Consider the following 23,319-nt stretch of genomic DNA (forward strand, 5'->3'; position numbering starts at 1 on the left):
CTCCTCATTACGGTTGATGCCTATCGGGAACGGTTTCCCTCGGCGAGTGCCGCTTCGAGTTCCTCGATCTGGTTCTGTGCGAGGTCGACCAGGGCGAAGTCGGAGGGGGTGTGCCCGCCCGCGCCGGGGTCGGCGGTGTGGGCGGCGAGTCCGGCGAGGACCGCCAGCCAGGCCCGGCCGAGGCGCTCGGCCACGGCCTCCTCCAGGAGCTGTCCCGGCCAGCTCAGGGTGATGTCGAGCGCGGGCCCCTCCGGGGTGTCCCTGACCACCGCGCCCGCCGCCACGGCGTGGGTCACCGGCATGTCGGGGGCGGCCGAGCCGCCGACCGCCGTCTCGCCGGCCGGCTGCCAGGGCCCGGCGGGGCCCGTGCGCGTGCCGGTGGCGAAACGGCCCAGGTAGTTGAAGCCGATCTGCGGAGCCGGAGTGGCCTCCAGGACCGGGCCCGTGCGGGAGTTGAGGTGGCGCAGCAGTTCGTGGCCGAGCCCGTCGCCGGGCACCGACCGCACCTGCTCCTTCACGGCCTTGACCAACGTACCGGCAGCGCCGCCGCCCGCCATAGCGCTGTCCAGGTCGGCGCCGGTCACGTCCAGCCGGACCGGCCGCACGCTGGTGAACCAGCCCACGGTGCGCGACAGATCGGCCTCTTCGAGCGGCTCGCGGCCGTGCCCCTCGATGTCCACGAGGACCTCGGTGCCGCCGCCGGGCCGCCAGTGCGCGACGGCGCCCGCGAGAGCGGCGAGGAGCACCTCGTGCACCCCGCAGTGGTACGCGGCGGGGGTCCGGCCCACCAGGGTGGCGGCCTGCTCGGGCGGCACCGTCCACGTCTGGTGGAGCAAGGTGTTCGCCACATCCACGGCCGGGTCCAACAGGCGCTTGCCCAGGGGTGGTTCGGGTGCGCCGAGCAGCTTCTTCCAGTCGTCGAGCTCGGCGGTCCGCCGCTCGTCGGCGGCCTGCGCGGTGAGGATCTCCGACCAGCGCCTGAAGGACGTGCCGACCGGGTCGAGGTCGGGTTCGCGCCCCTCGGCGACCGCCTCGCAGGCCGCCTGGAGGTCGGGCGCGAGGACGCGCCAGGACACGCCGTCGACCACCAAGTGGTGTGCCACGAGGACGAGTCGGCCGATCCGGCCCGGCCCCGCGTCGACCCAGACCGCCCGGACCATCACCCCGGATGCCGGGTCGAGCCGCTCGGCGGCGTCGCGGGCCGCTCGCGCGGCGACTTCGTCCACCTCGTCCGCCGTGGCGGCGACCCGCGTCACGAGTCCTGCCGCGTCGACGGATCCGCGCTCGCCGACGATCATCTTGCGCTCACCGGGCACGGTCCTCGCCCGCAACATGTCGTGCGTGTCGAGCACGGCGGCGAGACCGGCCGTGAGCACCTCCACACCGAGCCCGGCGGGGGCGCCGAGCGTCATCCACTGCGCGAAACCGGGGCGCGTTGCCCGCTCTCCGAACGCCCGCATCACGGGTGTCCACGACACCTCGCCGACACCGACGTCGGCGGGCCGGGACTGCTGCCCGGCGAGCTCCACCACGGCCGCGATGCGCTCCGGTGTCTTCTCCTCGAAGACCTGGCGCGAGGTCAGCAGGAGTCCGGCGCGCCGGGCTCGCGACGCCAGCTGCATCGACATGATCGAGTCGCCGCCCAGCTCGAAGAAACTGTCGTCGACGCCGACCCCGTCGACCCCGAGGACCTCGGCGAAGAGGTCGCAGACGAGGGCCTCGCGTTCGGTGCGCGGCGGGCGGCCGCCGGTGCGGCCCGCGAAGTCGGGCGCGGGCAGCGCGGCCCGGTCCACCTTCCCGTGCGGTGTGAGCGGCAGCCTGTCGAGCGGCACCACCGCCGTGGGCACCATGTGCTCGGGGAGCCGCTCGGCCACGAACGCCCTGAGCGCGGCGGGCAGTTCGTCGGGCGGCACCGGGCTCCCGGCACGTCCGGAGGTGTCCGCGACGACGTACGCGACCAGGCGCTTGCCGCCGGAACGGTTCTCGCCAGGGCCGTCCTGGCGTGCGACGACCACGGCCTGCGCGATGTCCGGGTGCGCGGCGAGGACGGCTTCGATCTCGCCGGGCTCGATGCGGTAGCCGCGGACCTTGACCTGGTCGTCCGCGCGCCCGGCGAAGACGAGTTCGCCGCCGTCGGTCCACCGCACCACGTCACCGGTCCGGTACATCCGTTCGTCCGTGCCGAACGGGCAGGCCACGAACCGCTCGGCGGACAGGCCCGCGCGCCCCAGGTAGCCGCGTGCGAGCCCGGCCCCCGCCACATAGAGCTCGCCCGCCACACCTGCGGGAACGGGCAGCAGGAAGTCGTCGAGCACGAAGGCCCGTACGTTCGCCATCGGGCCGCCGATGGGCACCTCGCCCCGGCCCGGGGTCAGGGGCGCGCTCATCGCCGCGCAGACCGTCGTCTCCGTCGGCCCGTACGCGTTCACCATCCGCCGGTCGGCGGACCACCGGTCCACCAGACCCACCGGGCACGCCTCGCCCGCCACCACCAACGTCCGCAGCTCGCGCGGCAGTTCGTCCTCCGCGGCGAGGACGCTCGGCGGCACCGTCACATGGGTGGCCCGCGTCCGGTGGAGGGCCTCGCCGAGGGAGACCCGGGGTGGCAGCGCCTCCGGCGGCGCGAGGACGACGGAGCCGCCGGACAGGAGCGCCATGCACAGCTCGGAGACGGCCGCGTCGAAGCTCGGCGACGCGAACTGGAGCACCCGCGAGTCCGCCCGCACCCCGAACCGTTCGATCTGCGCCTGCGCCAGATTGCCGAGGCCGCCGTGCGTCACCACGACGCCCTTGGGGCGGCCGGTCGAGCCGGAGGTGTAGATCACGTACGCGGCGTGGGCTCCGGTCAGCGGCGACAGGCGCTCCCCGTCCCCGACCGGCCCTTCGGCACATGCGGCGATCCGCCCCGCCGTGACGGGGTCGTCGACCACGACGACGTGGCCCGTGAACCCCTCGGGCACCGCGTCGCGCGTCGCCCGCGCACACACGAGGACCGCCGGATCGGCGTCGGCCAGTACGTACGCGATCCGCTCCGCGGGGTAGGCCGGGTCCACCGGGACGAACACGCCGCCCGCCGTCGACACCGCGAGCAGCGCGACCACCAGCGAGGCGGACCGCTCCATCAGGACCGCGACACGATGCTCGGGACCCACGCCCGCACCGGCCAGATGACGTGCGAGCCGCGCGGCTTCGGCCGACAACTCAGCGTAGGACAGCGCCTGTTCGCCGTCCGTCACGGCCACCGCATGCGGCGTGCGTGCCGCCCGGGCCGCGAAGAGGTCGGGCAGCGGCGTGGCATCGACCGCGGCGCCGGTCCGGTTCCACCCGCGCACGACCAGGTCGCGCGCGTCCTCGCCGACCACGTCGATGCGGCCGACGGGCGCCCCGGGGCCGGCCACGAATCCTTCGAGGATCCGTACCAGCGAGGCGACCATCTCCTCGGCCCTGTCGCGCGCGAAGACGTCGGGGCGGAAGACGAAGTCGCCGCGCATCCGCTCCCCCGGCGACACGACGAGTGTCAGCGGGTAGTGGCCCATGTCGCGCGGGGCGCCGACCGGGCGGACGGACAGGGCGTCGGGGTCGGGCTTCCCCGCGGGCGGGTGCGGATAGTTCTCGTAGACCACGAGCGTGTCGAACACGGCCCCGGGGCCCGCGAGTTGATGAATCTCGGAGAGCCCCACGTGCTGGTGACCGAGGAGCCCGACCTGGCGTTCCTGCAGCGCGGTGAGCAGTTCGCCGACCGGTTGCCCCGCCGCCAGGTCCACCCGCACCGGCAGCGTGTTGATGAACAGACCGATCGCCGTGTCCGCGCCCGCCAAGTCGGTGGGGCGGCCCGCCACGGTGGCGCCGAACACCACGTCCGTACGTCCCACCAGGCGCGCCAGGAGCAGCGCCCACGCACCCTGCACCACCGTGTTCAGCGTCAGCCCGCGGGCCCTGGCGAAGTCGGCGAGCGCGCGCGACAGGTCGGCGGGGAACTCGAACCGCACCCGCTCGGGCACCACCGGCGTACTCGCCGCCTCGGCGGGCACCACCAGCGTCGGCGCGTCGAGCCCGGCCAGTTCGGCGCGCCAGGCGGCCCGCGCGGCCTCGCCGTCCTGGCGGGCCAGCCAGGCCAGGTACTCGCCGTAGGAGGCGGCGGACGGCAGTTCGTGGTCGGCGCCGTGCGCCTCGTACGCCGCCGACAGGTCGCCGATCAGGATCGGCAGGGACCAGCCGTCCATGATGATGTGGTGGCTGGTGAGGACGAGCCGGTGCCGGTGCTCGCCGAGCCTGACGAGCAGCAGCCGCAGCAGCGGCGCGGCCGCCACGTCGATCCGCTCCGCCCGCTCGCTCTCGGCGAGCCGTTCGAGGTCGGCGAGCGCGTCGCTCTCCGTACGCCCGGTCAGATCGGCCTCGCGCCAGGGCAGCGCCACGTCGCGCGCCACGACCTGGACGGCCTCACCGGAGGCGAGCCGGTGGAAGCCCGCACGCAGGATCGGATGCCTGCGCAGCAGCGCCTCGCAGGCGACCCGCAGGCGCGCCGCGTCGAGCGGCCCGTCCAGGGCCAGCATGCGCTGGCTCTCGTAGAGGTCGGGGGCGCCCTCGTCGAACGTGGCGTGGAACAGCATGCCTTCCTGAAGCGGGGACAGCGGCCAGACGTCCTCCAACGCCGGTACGGCGGACTCCAGTTCCTCCACACCCCGCTGCGTGAGTACGCCGAGCAGCGGGAAGTCGGAGGGCGTCCGTCCACCCGCGCCGGGGTCGGCGGTGTGGTCCGCCAGACCGGCGAGCATCTCCAGCCAGGTGTGGCCGAGGCGCTCGGCCTCGGCCTCCTCGATGAGGGCGGCGGGCCAGCTCAGGGTGATCTCAAGGGCGGGGCCCTCCGGGGTGTCCCGCACCATCGCGCCGACGTCCAGGGCGTGCGCGACGGGCGTCTCCGGGTCGACCGAGCCGCCGATGGCGGTGTCGCCGGTCAACTGCCAGGGACCGGGACCGGTGTGTGTCGCGGTGTGCGGTCCGGTGGCGAACCGGCCCAGATAGTTGAAGCCGATCTCCGGGGCGGGCGCGGCGGCGAGGACCGGCGCCGTCTCCGGGTTGAGGTGCCGGAGCAGCTCATGGCCGAGCCCGTCGCCCGGCACGGCCCGCGCCTGCTCCTTGACCGCCTTGACCAGCGCACCGGCGGCCGGGCCTCCGGCCAGGACCTGCTGCAGGTCGACACCCGCCACGTCGAGCCGCACGGGGTGCGCGCCCGTGAACCAGCCGACCGTGCGTGACAGGTCGACGCCACCGAGGGGTTCGCGGCCGTGCCCTTCGACGTCGACGAGCAGCGCCGGGGCGTCGTCGCCCGCGGAGTCCGGGCGCCAGTGGGCGACCGCGCCCGCCAGGGTCGCCAGGAGCACGTCGTCGATGCCGCAGTGGTAGGCGGCCGGGGTCCGGCGCACCAACGCGGCGGCCTGCTCGGGAGGCACCACCCACGACCGGCGGCGCAGCGTCCGCGCCGTGTCGATCGTTTCGTCCAACGCCCGGTTGCCCAGCGGCTGTTGGGTAGCGCCGAGCAGCGTCTTCCAGTCCTCCAGTTCACCGACTCGGCTCTCGGCGGTCGCCTCGGTGGCGAGGAGCTCCGACCAGCGCCGGAAGGACGTGCCCACAGGGGCAAGCTCGGGCTCGCGCCCGTCGGCGACCGCCTCGCAGGCCGCTTGCAGGTCCGGTACGAGGACGCGCCAGGAGACGCCGTCGACCACCAAGTGGTGGACCACGAGGACGATTCGGCCGATCTGACCGGGGCCGGGCCCGGGGTCCACCCAGACCGCCTGGACCATCACGCCGGAGGCCGGGTCGAGCCGCGCGATGGCGTCGTGCGCTGCCCTTTCGGCGATCTCGTCCAGGTCCCCTTCGGTAGCCGCGTCGACGCGGGTCACCAGGTGGGCGGTGTCCACTGAGCCGCGCTCACCGACGATCAGTTTCGACTCACCGGGGATCACCCTCGCCCGCAACATGTCGTGCGTGTCGAGGACAGCGGCAAGCCCAGCACTCAGCACATCGAGGCCAAGACCAGCCGGGGCACCGACCGTCACCCACTGCGCGAACCCCGGTGAGATGGCCCGCTCCCCCGATGCCCGCATGGCCGGGGTCCACGGCACCTCGCCGACACCCACGTCCTCGGGGACGTCCTGGTCATCGGCGCCTGCCTCGTCCACGACGGACGCGAGGCGTTCCGGTGTCTTCTCCTCGAAGACCTGGCGCGGGGTGAGGATCAGCCCGGCGCCGCGTGCCCGCGAGGCGAGCTGCATCGAGCTGATCGAGTCACCGCCCAGCTCGAAGAAACTGTCCTCGACACCGACCCGGTCGAGTCCGAGAACTTCCGCGAACAACGCGCACAGCGTCGCCTCGGTGGGCGTGCGGGGCTCGCGAGAACCGGCCTTCCCCGCGAAGTCGGGGGCGGGCAGCGCGGATCGGTCGAGCTTGCCGTTCACGGTCAGCGGCAGCGCGTCCAGGACCAGGACCGTCGCGGGGACCATGTACTCGGGCAGGCGCGTGGCCGCGTACGCACGAATCGCCTCAACGTCTACATCTGCGTCTTCGGAGGCGTCCGCGACCACATAGCCGATCAGCCGCTTGTCGCCGGGCCGGTCCTCGCGTACGACCACGGCCGCCTGACGCACACCGGGATGCGCGGCCAGCACCGCCTCGACCTCGCCCAGCTCCACCCGGAACCCACGGATCTTCACCTGCTCATCCGCACGCCCCACGAAGAAGAGCTGCCCGTCAGAAGCCCACCGCGCCAGGTCACCGGTCCGATACATCCGGTCACCCATACCACCGAACGGACACGCCACAAAACGCTCCGCCGTCAGATCCGGCCGACCCACATACCCCCGAGCCACCCCCGGACCCGCCACATACAACTCACCCACCACACCCGGCGGAACCGGCTGCAAAAACCCATCCAGCACATACGTCCGTACGTTGCCCAACGGACGCCCAATCGACGGCAAGCCACCCCCCGGCCCGACCCCCGCATCCACCGGCCCAGCCGTAGCCATCACCGTCGCCTCGGTCGGCCCGTACGTGTTCCACACCCGCGCCCGACCAGTCCACCGACTCGCCAGATCCGCAGTCAGCAACTCCGCACCGAGGACCCAGTTCCCGACCCCCGCGACCGCCGCCGGATCCAGCACGCCCAACAGCGACGGCACCACACTCGCCGTACTCACCCCGAGGTCCTCGATCAGCGCGGCCAGCGCGGCGGGCTGTGCGCGCTCTTCCGATGACGCGATGGCCAGCGTGCCGCCGCCCGCCAACGTCACCGCCACATCCAGCACCGCCGCGTCAAAACTGAACGACGCGAACTGCAACGCGACCACGCCCTCCTCCACCCCGAGAACCGGCCGCATCACCTCCGCCAGATTCACCAGACCACCGTGCGCCACCGCCACACCCTTCGGGCGCCCGGTCGACCCGGATGTGTAGATGACATAGGCGAGTTGGTCCGGTCCGGCGTGTGCACTCAGCGGGAGGGAGGAGCGGACGGCAATCGCCTGTGCGGTCGTCTCATCGTCGAGCAGCACGGTCCGCGCCGTCCCCACCGGCACCCCGGCCAGCGCCCCCTCACCCCCCAGCACCACCGAAACACCACTGTCAGCGACCACATAACCCAGCCGCTCCACCGGATACTCCGGATCCAACGGCACAAACGCAGCCCCCGCCTTCCACACCGCGAGCTCCGCCACCACCATGTCCACCCCACGCGGCAGACACAGACCCACCCGCGACTCACACCCCACACCCAAACCAACCAAATACCGCGCCAGACGATTCGCCCCCGCCTCCAACTCGGCGTACGAAAGCACCCGTTCACCCGATACCACCGCCACCGCACCCGGCGACAACCCCACCCGCTCCTCGAACGCCTCCACCACCGAACCCGCCGCCACCGGACGCCCCGTGTCGTTCCAGCGCTCGACTACGACCGCGTGCTCCGCCGGGTCGAGGAAGGCGATGCGTCCGACGGGCGTCAGCGGATCGGCCGCCATCCCTTCGAGGACTCGTACCAGTCGCTCCCCCACCTGCTCGGCCTCGGAGCGGTCGAAGAGGTCGGGGCGGTAGGTCACACGTACTTGGAGGCGGTCGTCGGGTACGACGCTCACGGCCAGCGGGTAGTGGGTGCCCGCCTCCGTGTTCACCTGCGCCATCGCGAGGGCGTCCGCGCCGTTCCGGCCGGTGGGGGCGGCCGCGTCGCGCGGGTAGTTCTCGAACATCAGCATGGTGTCGAAGACCGCGCCGGGACCGGCTGCGGCCTGGATCTCCGCGAGGCCCACGTGCTGGTGGGCCATCAGGTCCGACTGGCTCCGCTGCAACCCCGCGAGCAGGTCGGCGACCGGCTGCGCACCGTTGAGCCGTACCCGTACCGGCACGGTGTTGATGAACAGGCCGACCATCGATTCCACACCCGGCAGTTCGGCGGGCCGACCCGCGACGGTGGCGCCGAACACCACGTCCGTACGACCGGCGAGGCGCGCGAGGACGAGTGCCCACGCGCCCTGCACCAGCGTGTTCATCGTCAGGCCCTGGGCGCGGGACAGCTCGGTCAGGGCGGCGGTCGTCTCTTCGGAGAGGCGCAGCGCCGTCTCATCCGACGCCGTCTGCGCGCGGTCCGCCTGATCGGCCGGTGCTACGAGCGTCGACTCGTCGGTCCCGGCCAGCTCGGCGCGCCACGCGGCCCGTGCCGCCTCCTTGTCCTGCCGGTCGAGCCACGCGAGGTACTCGCCGTACGACGCCGCGCGCCGCAGCACGGAGGCGTCGCCGCCCGCCGCGTACAGCTCGGAGACCTCGTTGAACATCACGGGTGTCGACCAGCCGTCCGCCACGATGTGGTGGCTGGTGACGACGAGGCGGTGCCGTTCCGCGCCCATGCGGACGAGCAGCAGGCGCAGCAGCGGCGCGGCCGTCACGTCCATGCGCGCCGCACGCTCGCTCTCGGCGAGCCGGTCGAGCTCGGCGAGCGCGTCGCTCTCCGTGCGCCCTGACAGGTCGGCCTCGCACCAGGGAAGTGTCGCTTCGCCCGCCACGACCTGGACGGCCTCACCTGAGGCGAGGCGGTGGAAGCTCGCCCGCAACGCCGGGTGCCGCGCGACCAGCGCCTGCCACGACGCGCGCAGCCTTGCGGCGTCGAGCGGCCCGTCGAGGGCGAGCATCCGCTGGCTCCGGTAGACGTCGGGGCCGCTCTCGTCGAACGTGGCGTGGAAGAGCATGCCTTCCTGCAGCGGGGAAAGCGGCCAGATGTCGGCCAATTCCGGTACGGACAGCTCCAGTTGCTCGACGCCCTGTTGCGTCAGTGCGTCGCCGACGAGCGGGAAGTCGGCGGGGGTCCGTCCGCCCGCCGCCGGGTCGGTGGCGTGGGTGGCCAGACCGGCGAGCATCTCCGCCCAGACCTCGCCGAGCCGGGCCGCCTCCTCTTCGTCCAGGACGGCGGCGGGCCAGTTCAGCCTGAGCTCCAGCTCGGGCCCGTCGGGCGTCTCCCTGACGGTGGCGTTGGCCTCCAGGGCGTGCGGCAGGGGCAGGTCAGGGGCGACCGAGCCGCCGATCGCGGTCTCACCGGCCGTCTGCCACGGACCTGTTGGGCTGTCGTGCCTGCCGGTGTGCGCGTCGGCGGGGCTGCCCGTACGCGCGCTCGCGGCCGGGAACCTGCCCATGTAGTTGAAGCCGATCTGCGGGCTCGGCGCGGCCGCGAGAACCGGGCCCGTCTCGGGGTTGAGGTGACGCAGGAGTTCGTGGCCGAGCCCGTCGCCCGGCAGCGACCGCAGTTGTTCCTTGACCGTCTTCAGCAGTGCTCCCGCGGCGGTGTCGCCCGCGAGGGCCCGGGACAGATCGACCCCCGCGACGTCCGCCCTGACCGGCCGTGCCCCGGTGAACCAGCCGACCGTACGGGACAGGTCCACGTCCCCGAGCTGCTCGCGGCCGTGCCCCTCGACGTCGATCAGGACCCCGGTGCCGCCGTCGGCCCGCCAGTGCGCGACGGCACCGGCGAGCGCGGCGAGCAGCACGTCGTCGACGCCGCAGCGGAACGCCGTGGTGGCCCGGTTCAGCAGGGGCTCGGCCTGTGCGGCGGGGACGGTCCAGGTCCGCTGCCGCAAGGTCTGCGCGGTGTCGACGGTCGGGTCCAACTCACGCTGCCCCATTGGGTGTTCGGGCTCACCGAGGACCGTCGTCCAGGCGTCGAGCTCCGCGACGCGGCTCTCGGAGTTCGCCTCGGTGGCGAGGAGTTCCGACCAGCGCCGGAACGACGTTCCCACGGGGGCCAGTTCGGGCTCGCGCCCGTCGGCGACCGCCTCACAGGCCGCTTGCAGGTCCGGTACGAGAACGCGCCAGGAGACGCCGTCGACCACCAAGTGATGGGCCGCGAGGACGATTCGGCCCACACGGCCGGGGCCCGCGTCGACCCAGACCGCCTGGACCATCACTCCGGAGAGCGGGTCGAGGCGCTCGGCCGCGTCCCTGGCCGCGTGCGCGGCGACCTCGTCGACGTCGCCGTCGGCGGCCTCGATCCGGGTCAACACGCGGGTGGCGTCCACCGAGCGGCGCTCGCCGACGATCAGCTTCGGCTCACCGGGCACGGCTCGCGCCCGCAACATGTCGTGCGCGTCGAGGACGGCGGCAAGACCGGCGCTCAGCACGTCGAGGCCGAGACCGGCCGGGGCACCCACCGTCACCCACTGCGCGAACCCCGGTGAGGTGGCCCGCTCCCCCAGCGCCCGCATCACGGGCGTCCACGGCACCTCGCCCACACCCACGTCCTCGACCGCGGCGGCTCGTTCCGCCGCTCCCGCCGCGTCCACGACGGACGCGAGCCGTTCCGGGGTCCGCTCCGTGAAGACCTGGCGCGGGGTGAGGACGAGACCCTCCCTGCGCGCCCGCGAGGCGAGCTGCATCGAGCTGATCGAGTCACCGCCCAGCTCGAAGAAACCGTCCTCGACACCCACTCGGTCGAGCCCGAGAACCTCCGCGAACAGGGCACACAGAGTCGCCTCTGTGGGCGTACCCGGCGCCCGGCCCGAGACCCGGGCCGCGAAGTCGGGGGCGGGCACCGCGGCACGGTCGAGCTTGCCGTTCACGGTCAGCGGCAGCGCGTCCAGGACCAGGACCGCCGCCGGAACCATGAACTCGGGCAGGCGCTCAGCCAGGTAGATACGGAACGCCTCCGCCTCCGTCTTCTCCACTGCCTCCGCGCCGTCGATCACGACGTAGCCGATCAGCCGCGTCTCGCCCGGGCCGTCCTGGCGTGCGACGACCACGGCCTGCGCGACCTCGGGGTGCCCGGCGAGCACCGCCTCGACCTCGCCCGGCTCCACCCGGAACCCGCGGACCTTGACCTGCTCGTCCGCGCGGCCCGCGAACAGCAACTCGCCAGCAGCGGTCCAGCGCGCCAGGTCGCCGGTCCGGTACATCCGGCCGCCGTCGCCGAAGGGGCAGGCCACGAACCGCTCGGCGGTCAGTCCGGGGCGGTGCCGGTAGCCGCGCGCCAGGCCGGTCCCGGCGACGTACACCTCGCCGACGACGCCGGGCGGCACAGGGCGCAGGAAGGCGTCGAGCACGTACACCCGCCGGTTGCCCAGCGGTCGGCCGATCGGCAGCGCGGGCCCGCCCGCCGTGCCCACGGGGAGCACATGCCACGTCGCGCACAGCGTGATCTCGGTCGGCCCGTACAAGTGCCGCACGGAGACCTCGGGGCACGCCTCGCGCACCCGTGCCACTGCCCCGGCAGGCACCACATCACCGCCGGTCAGGATCTCGCGCAGGCCGGTGAAACAGTCCGGGGTCTCCTCGGCGAGCACCCGGAAGAGCCCCGCGGTGACGTGGATCGCCGTGACACCCGACGCGACCGCGTCGCGCACCCGCCCGGCGTCCACCGCGCCGGGTTCCGCGATCACCACGCGCCCGCCCGCGACGAGCGGCACCCACACCTCGAACAGCGACACGTCGAAGGCGTGCGGCGCGTGCATCAGCACGGCGTCCCCCGGGCCGACCGACCAGCCCGGGTCACCGGCCAGACCGGCCACGCTCCCGTGCGGCACCGCCACTCCCTTGGGCACACCCGTCGATCCGGAGGTGTACATCACGTACGCCAGGTCGTCGGCACCCACGGGGGCGGCGGTGTCCCGCGTGCGGCATCCGGCGATCGCAGCGGCCACGGCCGGGGCGTCGAGCACCACCGCGGTGACCGCCATGTCCTTGGGCATGGCATCCTGGGTCGCCCTTGTGCACAGCAGCGTCACCGGTTCGGAGTCCGCGAGCAGGAACGCGACCCGCTCCGCCGGATACTCCGGGTCGACGGGCACGTGGACGGCGCCCGCCTGCCACACCCCGAGGAGCGCCACGATCAGCTCGGCCGACCTGCCCATGGCCACCGCGACCCGGTCGCCCCTGCGCACGCCCGAACCGGTCAGGTGGGCGGCGAGACGCCCGGATTCCGCAGCCAACTCCGCGTAGGTCAGCACCTGTTCGCCGTCGACGACGGCTACCGCGTCCGGTGTCCGCGCCGCCTGCCCGGCGAAGAGTTCGGGGACCGAGGCGCCCGGCACGGGTGCCGCCGTCGCGTTCCACCGCGCGACCACGAGCTCGCGCTCCGGTGCGCCCAGTACGTCGACCCGGCCGACCGGCATGTCCGGGTCCGCCACGACCTGTTCGAGCACTCGCACCAGCCGGTCGACGACGGAGCGGGCCGCCTCGTGGCCGAACATGTCGGTGCGGTAGTCGAGCTTGACGCCCATCCGCTCGCCCTCGGGCGCCACGACCAGTGTCAGCGGGTAGTGCGCGGCCTCTTCGCCGCCGATGAAACGGACGGCGAAGGTGTCCGGAGCGGGGCTCTCCTCCGGGGGGCGAGGGTAGTTCTCGTAGACCACGATCGTGTCGAAGACGGCGCCGGGCCCCGCGAGCCGCTGGATCTCCGGGAGCCCCAGGTGCTGGTGCGCCATGAGGGCGGACTGCCGCTGCTGAAGGTCTGCGAGGAGCGCCGCGACGCTCTGCGCGCCGTCGAGTCGTACCCGCACCGGCAGGGTGTTGATGAACAGGCCGACCATCGACTCCGCGCCGGGCAGGTCCGTGGGCCGACCGGCCGCGGTGGCACCGAACACGACGTCGCTGCGACCGGCGAGGCGGGCGAGGACCAGGGCCCACGCCCCCTGCACCAGCGTGTTGACCGTCAGACCCCGTGCGCGGGCCAACCGGCCGAGTTCCAGGGTCAGTTCCTCGGACATGTGCCGGATCAGGCTCTCGGGCGCGACGGGCATCCGGCCGGGGTCCGCCGGTGCCACGAGCGTCGGCTCTTCGGCACCGGCGAGCTCGGCCCGCCACGCGGCCCGCGCGGCGTCACCGTCCTGCCGGTGCAGCCACGCCAGGTATTCCCGGTAGGACGTCGTACGGGGCAGCACACGTGTGTCGCCGCCCGCCGCGTACACCCGGGAGAACTCGCTGAACACGACCGCCATCGACCAGCCGTCCATGACGAGGTGGTGGCTGGTGACCACGAGGCGGTGCCGTTCGGCGTCCAGGCGGATCAGGAGCAGCCGCAGCAACGGCGGGACGGCCGGATCGAACCGCTCGGCCCGTTCCCGCGCGGCGAGCCGGTCCACCTCGGCGACGGCGTCGTCCTGCGGCAGCCCGGAAAGGTCCTCCACGCGCCACGGCAGCTCGACCTCACGGGCGACGACCTGCACCGCCTCGCCCGACTTACGACCACGGAAGCCCGCCCGCAGCGCGCCGTGCCTGGCCAGCAGCGCCTGCCACGTCGCCCGCAGCCGCTCCGCGTCCAGCGGCCCCACCAGCTCCAGCATCCGCTGCCCCTGGTAGACGTCCGGGCCCCGGTCGTCGAAGGCGGCGTGGAACAGCAGCCCTTCCTGCAAGGGCGACAGGGGCCACACGTCCTCGACAAGCGATCGGTTCATCGTTCGGTCTCCTCAAGCTCCACAAGAGCGGCGACGGGCGTGAGCGGTCAGAAGTGGTCTCCGGCGAAACCGGTCTCGAATTCGTCGACTTCGTCCTGTGCGAGGTCGAGCAGGGGGAAGTCGGAGGGCGTCCGCCCGCCCGCGCCGGGGTCGGTGGTGTGGTCGGCGAGGCCGCCGAGCATCTCCAGCCAGGTACGCCCGAGCAGCTCGGCCCGCGCCTCATCGACGAGGGCGGCGGGCCAGCTCAGGGTGATCTCCAGTTCGGGGCCCGCCGGGGTGTCCCGCACCATCGCACCCGCGTCGAGGAGATGGAGCAGAGGTGTGTCCGGGTCCGCGGAGCCGCCGATCGCGGTGTCGCCGGTCAACTGCCAAGGGCCGGTGTGTGTCGCGGTGTGCGGTCCTGTGGCGAACCGGCCCATGTAGGTGAAGCCGATCTCCGGGGCGGGCGCGGCCGCGAGGACCCGTCCCGTATCGGGGTTGAGGTGCCGCAGGAGCTCGTAGCCGAGCCCGTCGCCGGGTATGGCGCGCACCTGCTCCTTGACCGCCTTGACCAGCGCACCGGCGGCCGGACCACCGGAGAGCACCTCCGGCAGGTCGACGCCGGTCACGTCGAGCCGTACCGGATGCGTGCTGGCGAACCAGCCGACCGTGCGCGACAGATCGACGTCCCCGATCGGCTCGCGCCCGTGCCCCTCCACATCCACGAGAACCCTGTCGGCAACGTCAGGACGCCAGTGCGCCACGGCGCCGCCCAGAGCGGCGAGCAACACGTCGTCCACCCCGCAGTGGAACGCCGCGGTCGTCCGGCCGAGCAGCGTCTCGACCTGTCCCCGCGGGAGCTGCCAGGTTCGGTGGCGCAGGATGCGTACGGTGTCGACGTCCTTGTCGACCTCCCGCCGTCCCAGGCGCGGCCGCGTCTCGCCGAGCAACTGGAGCCAGCCCGCGAGCTCCGCGATCCGCCGTTCCCCTCCCGCCTCGGCGGAGAGGAGCTCGGACCAGCGCCGGAACGACACGCCGACCGGATCGAGTTCGGGCACGCGCCCGTCGGCGACCGCCTCGCAGGCCGCTTGCAGGTCCGGTACGAGGACGCGCCAGGAGACGCCGTCAACTACCAAGTGGTGCGCGGCGATGACCAGTTGACCGGCACGGCCGGGGCCTGCGTCCGCCCAGACCGCCTGCATCATCACGCCGGAGGCCGGGTCGAGCCGCGCGACGGCGTCCTGGGCCGCCCGCGCGGCGGTCGCGCCTACATCCCCTTCGGTAGCCGCGTCGACGCGGGTCACCAGGTGGGCGGCATCCACTGAGCCGCGCTCACCGACGATCAGCTTCGACTCACCGGGGATCACCCTCGCCCGCAACATGTCGTGCGTGTCGAGGACAGCGGCAAGCCCGGCGCTCAGCACGTCGAGGCCGAGACCGGCCGGGGCACCGACCGTCACCCACTGCGCGAACCCCGGACGAGCAGCCCGCTCCCCCAGCACTCGCATCACCGGCGTCCACGGCACCTCACCCACACCCACCACGTCGTCCGCGCGCTGCTGACCCGCGGCCTCCGCAACACCCGCCAGCCGTTCCGGTGTCTTCTCCTCGAAGACCTGACGCGGAGTGAGGACCAACCCCGCCCTACGCGCCCGCGAGGCGAGCTGCATCGAGCTGATCGAGTCACCGCCCAACTCGAAGAAACCGTCCTCGACACCGACCCGGTCGAGCCCGAGAACTTCCGCGAACAACGCGCACAGCGTCGCCTCGGTGGGCGTGCGGGGCTCGCGAGAACCGGCCTTCCCCGCGAAGTCGGGGGCGGGCAGCGCGGATCGGTCGAGCTTGCCGTTCACGGTCAGCGGCAGCGCGTCCAGGACCAGGACCGTCGCCGGGACCATGTACTCGGGCAGGCGCGTGGCCGCGTACGCACGAATCGCCTCAACGTCTACATCTGCCTCTTCGGAGGCGTCCGCGACCACATAGCCGATCAGCCGCTTGTCGCCGGGCCGGTCCTCGCGCACGACCACGGCCGCCTGACGCACACCGGGATGCGCGGCCAGCACCGCCTCCACCTCACCCAGCTCCACCCGGAACCCACGGATCTTCACCTGCTCATCCGCACGCCCCACGAAGAAGAGCTGCCCATCGGAAGCCCACCGCGCCAGGTCACCGGTCCGATACATCCGGTCGCCCACACCACCGAACGGACACGCCACAAAACGCTCCGCCGTCAGATCCGGCCGACCCACATACCCCCGAGCCACCCCCGGACCCGCCACATACAACTCACCCACCACACCCGGCGGAACCGGCTGCAAAAACCCATCCAGCACATACGTCCGTACGTTGCCCAACGGACGCCCAATCGACGGCAAGCCACCCCCCGGCCCGACCCCCGCATCCACCGGCCCCGCCGTAGCCATCACCGTCGCCTCGGTCGGCCCATACGTGTTCCACACCCGCGCCCGACCAGTCCACCGACTCACCAGATCAGCGGTGAGCAGCTCCGCACCGAGCACCCAGTTCCCCACCCCCGCGACCGCCCCCGGATCCAGCACGCCCAACAGCGACGGCACCACACTCGCCGTACTCACCCCGGCCTGACGGATCATGGACGCCAACTCGCCAGGCTCAGAACGCTGTTCGGCGGTGGCGATCGCCAGCGTGCCGCCGCCCGCAAGCGTCACCGCCACATCCAGCACCGCCGCATCGAAGCTGAACGACGCGAACTGCAACGCGACCACGCCCTCCTCCACCCCGAGAACCGGCCGCATCACCTCCGCCAGATTCACCAGACCACCGTGCGCCACCGCCACGCCCTTCGGGCGCCCGGTCGACCCGGAGGTGTAGATGACATAGGCGAGTTGATCGCCACCCGCCCGCGTACCCAACGGGGCGGCGGACTCCCCCGCCACCTCCCGCACGGTCGTCTCGTCGTCGAGCAGCACGGTCTGCGCCGCCCCCACCGGCACCCCGACCAGCGTCCCCTCGACCCCCAGCACCACCGAAACACCACTGTCAGCGATCACATAACCCAGCCGCTCCACCGGATACTCCGGATCCAACGGCACAAACGCAGCCCCCGCCTTCCACACCGCGAGCTCCGCCACCACCATGTCCACCCCACGCGGCAAACACAGACCCACCCGCGACTCACACCCCACACCCAGACCGACCAGATACCGCGCCAGACGATTCGCCGCCGCCTCCAACTCGGCGTACGACAGCACCCGTTCACCCGATACCACCGCCACCGCACCCGGCGACAACCCCACCCGCTCCTCGAACGCCTCCACCACCGAACCAGCCGCCACCGGACGCCCCGTGTCGTTCCAGCGGTCCACCACCCGCAGGCGCTCGGCCTCGGTGAGGACGTCGATGTGGGCGACCGGTGCCATCGGGTCGGCGATGAATTGTTCCAGGACGCGGATGAGGCGCTGCCCCGCTTCGGCGGCCTCGCGGCGGCCGATGAGGTCGGGGCGGGAGGTGACGCGGATCGTGACGCGGTCGGTGACGAGGATGCCGAGGGTCAGCGGGTAGTTGGTGGCCTGGTGGCCCGCCGAGGCGGTGAAGGTGGGGCGGTCGGGTGTGGGCGGTGCCGCGGGCGGCTGGGGGTAGTTCTCGAACACCATGAGCGTGTCGAAGACGGCGCCGGGGCCCGCGAGCCGCTGGATCTCCGCGAGGCCCGTGTGCTGGTGGGCGAAGAGGGCGGACTGGCGTTCCTGTAGCCGCGCGAGCATGTGGGTCACGGGCTGCGCGCCGTCGAGCGGCACCCGCACCGGCAAGGTGTTGATGAGCAGGCCGACCATCGACTCGGCGCCGGGCAGGTCGGTGGGCCGGCCCGCGACGGTGGCGCCGAACACCACGTCCGTACGGCCCGCGAGGCGCGCGAGAACCAGCGCCCACGCGCCCTGCACCAGCGTGTTCACCGTCAGGCCGTGCGCGCGGCCCAGCTCGACCAGGGCGCGGGTGGATTCCTCGGGGAGCCGCACGATGCTCTCGTCGGGCAGGACGGGGGTCGTGCCCCGGTCCGCCGGTGCCACGAGCGTCGATTCGTCGGTCCCGGCCAGCTCGGCACGCCACGCGGCCCGTGCCGCCTCCTTGTCCTGCCGGTCGAGCCACGCGAGGTACTCGCCGTACGACGCCGCGCGCCGCAGCACGGAGGCGTCGCCGCCCGCTTCGTACACGGCCGCGAGTTCGTCGAGGAGCACCGGCATCGACCAGCCGTCCATCAGGAGGTGATGGGACGTCACGACGAGGCGGTGCCGGTGCTCGCCGAGGCGGATGAGCAGCAGGCGCAGCAGCGGCGGGACCGCGAGGTCGAGGCGCTCGGCGCGCTCCTGCGCGGCCAGCTTCTCCGCTTGGTCCCAGACGTCGGGCTCGGCGAGCTCCGACAGATCGACCTCGCGCCAGGGTAGGGTCACGTTCCGCGTGATGAGCTGCACGGCCTCGCCGGTCTTCCTGCGGTGGAAGCTCGCCCGCAACGCCGCGTGCCTGTCGAGCAGTCGCTCCCAGGACGTACGCAACCGGGGTGCGTCCAGGGGGCCTTCCACGGCCAGCATGAACTGGACGGCGTAGACGTCGGGGCCCCGGTCGTCGAAGTCGGAGTGGAACAGCAGTCCTTCCTGCAGCGGCGACAGCGGCCACACTTCGGTCAGGGCCGAGCCGTGGGCGGCGGTTGAGGACTTCACCGGGACAGGCCTCCCTCTAGTTTTGCTGCGATCGCTTGGAATTGGTCGATCTCGTCCTGTTCGAGGTCGAGCAGGTGGAAGTCGGAGGGCGTGTGACCGCCCGCGTCCGGGTCGTCGGTGTGTGCGGCGAGGCCACCGAGCAGACGCACCCAGGTGTGGCCGAGGAGCTCCACGTCGTCCGCCGACAGGAGGCGTTCGGGCCAGCTGAGTGTGACGGTGAGTTCGGGTCCTTCCTGGGTGTCCCGGACGACCGCGATGCCTTCCAGGACGTGCATCGCGGGCATGTCCTGCCCGGCCGAGCCGCCGGTGCCCGCCGCACCGGCCAGCTGCCAGGCGCCGGTCCGTCCCGCTCCCTCGGCGAACCGGCCCAGGTAGTTGAAGCCGATCTGCGCGGCCGGCGCGGCGTCCAGGACGGTGCCGGTCTCGGGGTTGAGGTGGCGCAGGAGTTCGTAGCCGAGCCCGTCGCCGGGCACCGCCCTGGCCTGCTCCTTGACGGCCTTCACCAACGTACCGGCAGCCCTGCCCCCGGCCATAGCGGCGTCCAGGTCGGCGCCGGTCACCTCCAGGCGTACGGGGTGCGCGCTGGTGAACCAGCCGACCGTGCGCGACAGGTCCGTGTCCCCGAGCGGCTGGCGGCCGTGCCCCTCGACGGTGACCAGGAGTCCGGTGCCCGTCCCGGGGCGCCAGTGCGCGACGGCGCCCGCGAGCGCGGCGAGGAGCACGTCGTCCACGCCGCAGTGGAACGCGGCCGGGGTCCGTCCCACCAGGGTGGCCGCCTGGTGTGAGGGCACCACCCAGGAGCGTCGGCGCAACGTGTGCGCCGCGTCCACCGCCCGGTCCAACGGGTGGCGCCCCAGCGGGCGTTGGTGCCGTCCGAGCAGCGTGAGCCAGTCCGTGAGCTCCGCGATGCGACTCTCGGCGGTGGCCTCCGCGGCGAGCAGTTCCGCCCAGCGCCTGAACGGTGTCCCCACCGGGTCGAGGCCGGGCTCGCGCCCCTCCGCCACCGCCTCGCAGGCCGCCCGCAGGTCGGGGACGAGGATCCGCCAGGACACCCCGTCGACCACCAGGTGGTGGACCACCAGCGCGATCCGGCCGGTGCGGCCGGGTCCTGCGTCGACCCACACCGCGCGCACCAGCACGCCGGATTCGGGGTCGAGGCTCCCGGCCGCTTCCCGCGCCGCGCGTCCGGCGATCTCGTCGAGGGCGGCATCGGTGAACGCGGCATCGGCGCCGACCCCGGCTCCCGGGAACCCGGCCTCCGCCGCCGCGTCCACTCGCGACACGAGTCCCGCCGCGTCCACCGACCCCCGCTCGCCGACGATCAGCTTCGGCTCCCCGGGTACGGTCCTGGCGCGCAGCATGTCGTGCGCGTCGAGAACGGCGGCAAGACCTGCACTCAGGACGTCGAGGCCGAGCCCCGCCGGTGCTCGCACCGTCATCCACTGGGTGAATCCGGGGGCGGCGACCCGCTCGCCGAACGCCCGCATGACCGGCGTCCAGGGCACCTCGCCGACGCCTTCGCCGTCCGCGACGGCCGTGTCCTCGGCGACCTCCGCCACCTCGGCGAGCCGTTCCGGGGTCTTCTCCTCGAACACCTGCCGGGGCGTCACGACAAGACCCATCCGCCGCGCCCGCGACACCAGTTGCATGGAGCTGATCGAGTCGCCGCCCAGTTCGAAGAAGCTGTCGTCGGCGCCGACCCGTGCCAGGCCGAGCATCTCGGCGAAGAGGGTGCACAGGACGTCCTCGGCCGCCGTGCGCGGCGCGCGTCCCGCGACCCGTTCGGCGAAGTCGGGCGCGGGCAGGGCGGCCCGGTCCACCTTGCCGTTCGCCGTACGCGGCAGCGTGTCGAGGACGACGACCGCCGCGGGCACCATGTACTCGGGCAGCACCCCGGCCGCGTGGGCGCGCACCGTCCGCCCGTCCACGCTGTCCGCGTCGGCGGCCGCGTAGCCGATGAGACGCCGCTCGCCGGGGCGGTCCTCCCTGACGAGGACCGCCGCCTGGCGCACTCCGGGGCAGCCCGCGAGGGCGGCCTCGACCTCGCCGGGTTCGATCCGGTGGCCATGGATCTTGATCTGTTCGTCGGCCCGTCCGGCGAAGACGAGTTCGCCGCCTCCGGTCCACCGCACCACGTCACCGGTCCGGTACATGCGTTCGCCGGGGCCGAACGGGCAGGCCACGAACCGCTGGGCGGACAGGCCCGCACGCCTCAGGTACCCACGGGCGAGCCCGGCCCCCGCCACGTACAGCTCACCTGCCACACCCACCGGCACCGGCCGCAGGGCCGCGTCCAGGACGTACACCTGGGTGTTGGCGATCGGGCGGCCGATCGAAGGGGCGCTGTCGATGTCGCTGATCACACCCACCGTGGAGATGACCGTCGACTCGGTGACCCCGTACTGGTTGAACATGGTGCGCCCCGTCGACCAGCGCCTGCGCACCTCCACGGGCATGGCCTCGCCGCCGGTGATGAGCACCCGCAGCTCCGGCAGCTCCTCGGCGAGCATCTGCGACAGGAAGGCCGGGGGTATCGCCGCGTGTGTGACACGGCGCTCGCGGATCAGGCCGCCGAGTTCCGCGCCGGTGACGTCCAGGCGTGCGGGCGCCAGTACGAGGCGGCCGCCCGCGCAGAGCGTCGGCCAGATGTCCGCCATGGAGACGTCGAAGCCGGGTGACACGAGTTGCAGGACGCTGCTGTCCGCGCCGACCTCGTACCGCTGGACGTTCTCCGCGACGAGATTGCGCAGGCCGCCGTGCGACACCGTCACACCCTTGGGTGCCCCGGTCGAGCCCGAGGTGTAGATGACGTACGCGGCGTGGTCGGCGCGCAGCGGGGCCAGCCGTTCCGCGTCCCCGACCGGGCCCCCGGCACACCGCGCGAGCGCGTCCGCCACCGCGGGGTCGTCCATGACGACGATCCGCCCGGTGAACCCGGCGGGCACCGCGCCCCGCGTCGCCTCGGTGCACAGCACGACGTCCGGGGCGGCATCGCCCAGCACGTACGCGATCCGCTCCGGCGGGTAGCCCGCGTCCACCGGGACGTACACGCCGCCCGCCATCGACACCGCGAGGAGCGATACGACCAGCGCCACGGACCGCTCGCCGACCACGGCCACCCGGCGTTCGGGGCCGACGCCGACACCGATGAGATGGCGGGCGAGACGTCCTGCGTCGGACGCCAACTCGCCGTATGACAGGGCCTGTTCACCACTCACCAAGGCTTCGTCCGTACCGGACACCAGCGCCACCGCGCCCGGCGCCCGCTCCGCCTGCTCGCCGAACAGCTCGGGCGCGAGGGCGGCCGGTTCCGCGGTCGTCGTGTCGTTCCAGTGGCCCAGGAGCTGCGAGCGCTCGGCCGACGTCAGGACGTCGATCTCGCTGAGCCGCAGTTCGGGGTCGGCGGCGACCTGCTGGAGCACATGGGCGAGACGCTCCGCGAGGGCGCGGGCCGTGCCCTCGTCGAAGAGGTCCGTGGCGTACATGATCTCGCCGTCGAGTCCGGCGGGGGTCCCGCGCTCGTCGCGCCGCTCGACGAAGGACAAGGTCAGGTCGAACCGGGCGGCGAGCTCGGGCGGCAGGGGCTCGGGCCGCACCGAGACGCCGGGCAGCTCCCACTCGACCTCCGGCACGTTCTGCAGCGCCAGCATCACCTGGAACAGCGGATTGCGGGACAGCGAGCGCGACGAGCTCAGCTCGTCGACGAGGCGCTCGAAGGGGATGTCCTGGTGCGCGTACGCCGCCAGGTCCGCGGCCCGCGCCCGCTCCACCAGTTCTACGAAGGTGGGGTCACCGCCCAAGTCGGTGCGCAGGACAAGGGTGTTGACGAAGAACCCGGCCAGCTCCTCAAGGGCCGCGTCCCCGCGCCCGGCCGCGGGCGTGCCCAGCACGATGTCCTCACCCGCACCCAACCGCGACAGGAGCACACACACCGCCGCGTGCACGACCATGAACATCGTCGCCCGGCCTTGCCCCGCCACATCCACAAGGCGCGCATGCGTCTCCGCGTCGGCACCGACCGGCACCATGTGCCCGCGGAACGAGGGCAGGGCAGGGCGCGCCCGGTCGGCCGGGAGGGTCAGCTCCTGGGGTGCGTCCGCCAACGCGTCGCGCCAGTAGTCGAGTTGGCCACTGACGACGCTGTCCGGGTCGTCGGGATCGCCGAGGACCTCTCGCTGCCAGAGCGCGTAGTCGGCGTACTGGACGGACAGGGGAGCCAAGGACGACGTGTGACCGCCCTCGCACCGCGCCGCGTACGCCGCCTCCAGATCCCGCGCGAGGACTCCCATGGACCAGCCGTCGGCGGCCACGTGGTGTGCCACCAGCGACAGCACGGACTCCCCCGGCGCCACCGTCAGGAGCCAGGCGCGCCACGGCAGGTCCCCGCGCAGGTCGAAGCCGTCCGCCAGCTGCTCGGCGAGCATGTCCGCCACCTGGTCATCGGCCGCACGGACCACGGTCAGCGGCGGGCGGCCCGCGTCGCCGTCGAGCACCCGCTGATAGGGCACGCCGTCGACGTCGGGGAAGACCGTGCGCAGGCTCTCGTGCCGGTCGGCGACATCACCGAGCGCCGCCTCCAGAGCCGCCACATCCAGGTCACCCGAAATACGCAGCACCAACGGCAAGTTGTACGCGGCCGCCGCGCCCGGCACCGTCTCCTCAAGCCGGTTCAGGAACCACATCCGCTGCTGCGCGAACGACAACGGCACCACCTCAGGACGCGCATA

General features: G+C 73.0%; 3 protein-coding genes. All 3 read right to left on the minus strand.

From position 1 onward, the window contains the following. Positions 1–20: 20 nt before the first annotated feature. The 3 genes from CP970_RS02850 to CP970_RS45470 are packed head-to-tail and all read right to left on the minus strand — an operon-like array spanning position 21 to position 23,274. The gene (locus CP970_RS02850; RefSeq protein WP_055547944.1) at positions 21–13,922 is read right to left on the minus strand and encodes a non-ribosomal peptide synthetase; all 13,902 of its coding nucleotides are present in this window, start codon (positions 13,920–13,922) and stop codon (positions 21–23) included. A gap of 47 nt (positions 13,923–13,969) precedes the next feature. Next, entirely contained in the window at positions 13,970–18,592 is a 4,623-nt protein-coding gene (locus CP970_RS02855; RefSeq protein WP_150492915.1) for a non-ribosomal peptide synthetase, read from the minus strand. Then, positions 18,589–23,274, minus strand: coding sequence for an amino acid adenylation domain-containing protein (locus CP970_RS45470; RefSeq protein WP_398656878.1), 4,686 nt, complete (start codon positions 23,272–23,274; stop codon positions 18,589–18,591). Before CP970_RS45470 ends, CP970_RS02855 begins: the two co-directional genes overlap by 4 nt. Positions 23,275–23,319 lie beyond the last annotated feature (45 nt).

Origin of the sequence: Streptomyces kanamyceticus (assembly GCF_008704495.1) — a bacterium.
In the GTDB taxonomy this organism is placed as follows: Bacteria; Actinomycetota; Actinomycetes; order Streptomycetales; family Streptomycetaceae; genus Streptomyces; species Streptomyces kanamyceticus.

What these genes read in the sequence shown, in the direction of transcription:
- CP970_RS02850 (WP_055547944.1), bottom strand. Translation starts at nt 13,922, where the DNA reads ATGAACCGATCGCTTGTCGAGGACGTGTGGCCCCTGTCGCCCTTGCAG.
- CP970_RS45470 (WP_398656878.1), bottom strand. Translation starts at nt 23,274, where the DNA reads ATGTGGTTCCTGAACCGGCTTGAGGAGACGGTGCCGGGCGCGGCGGCC.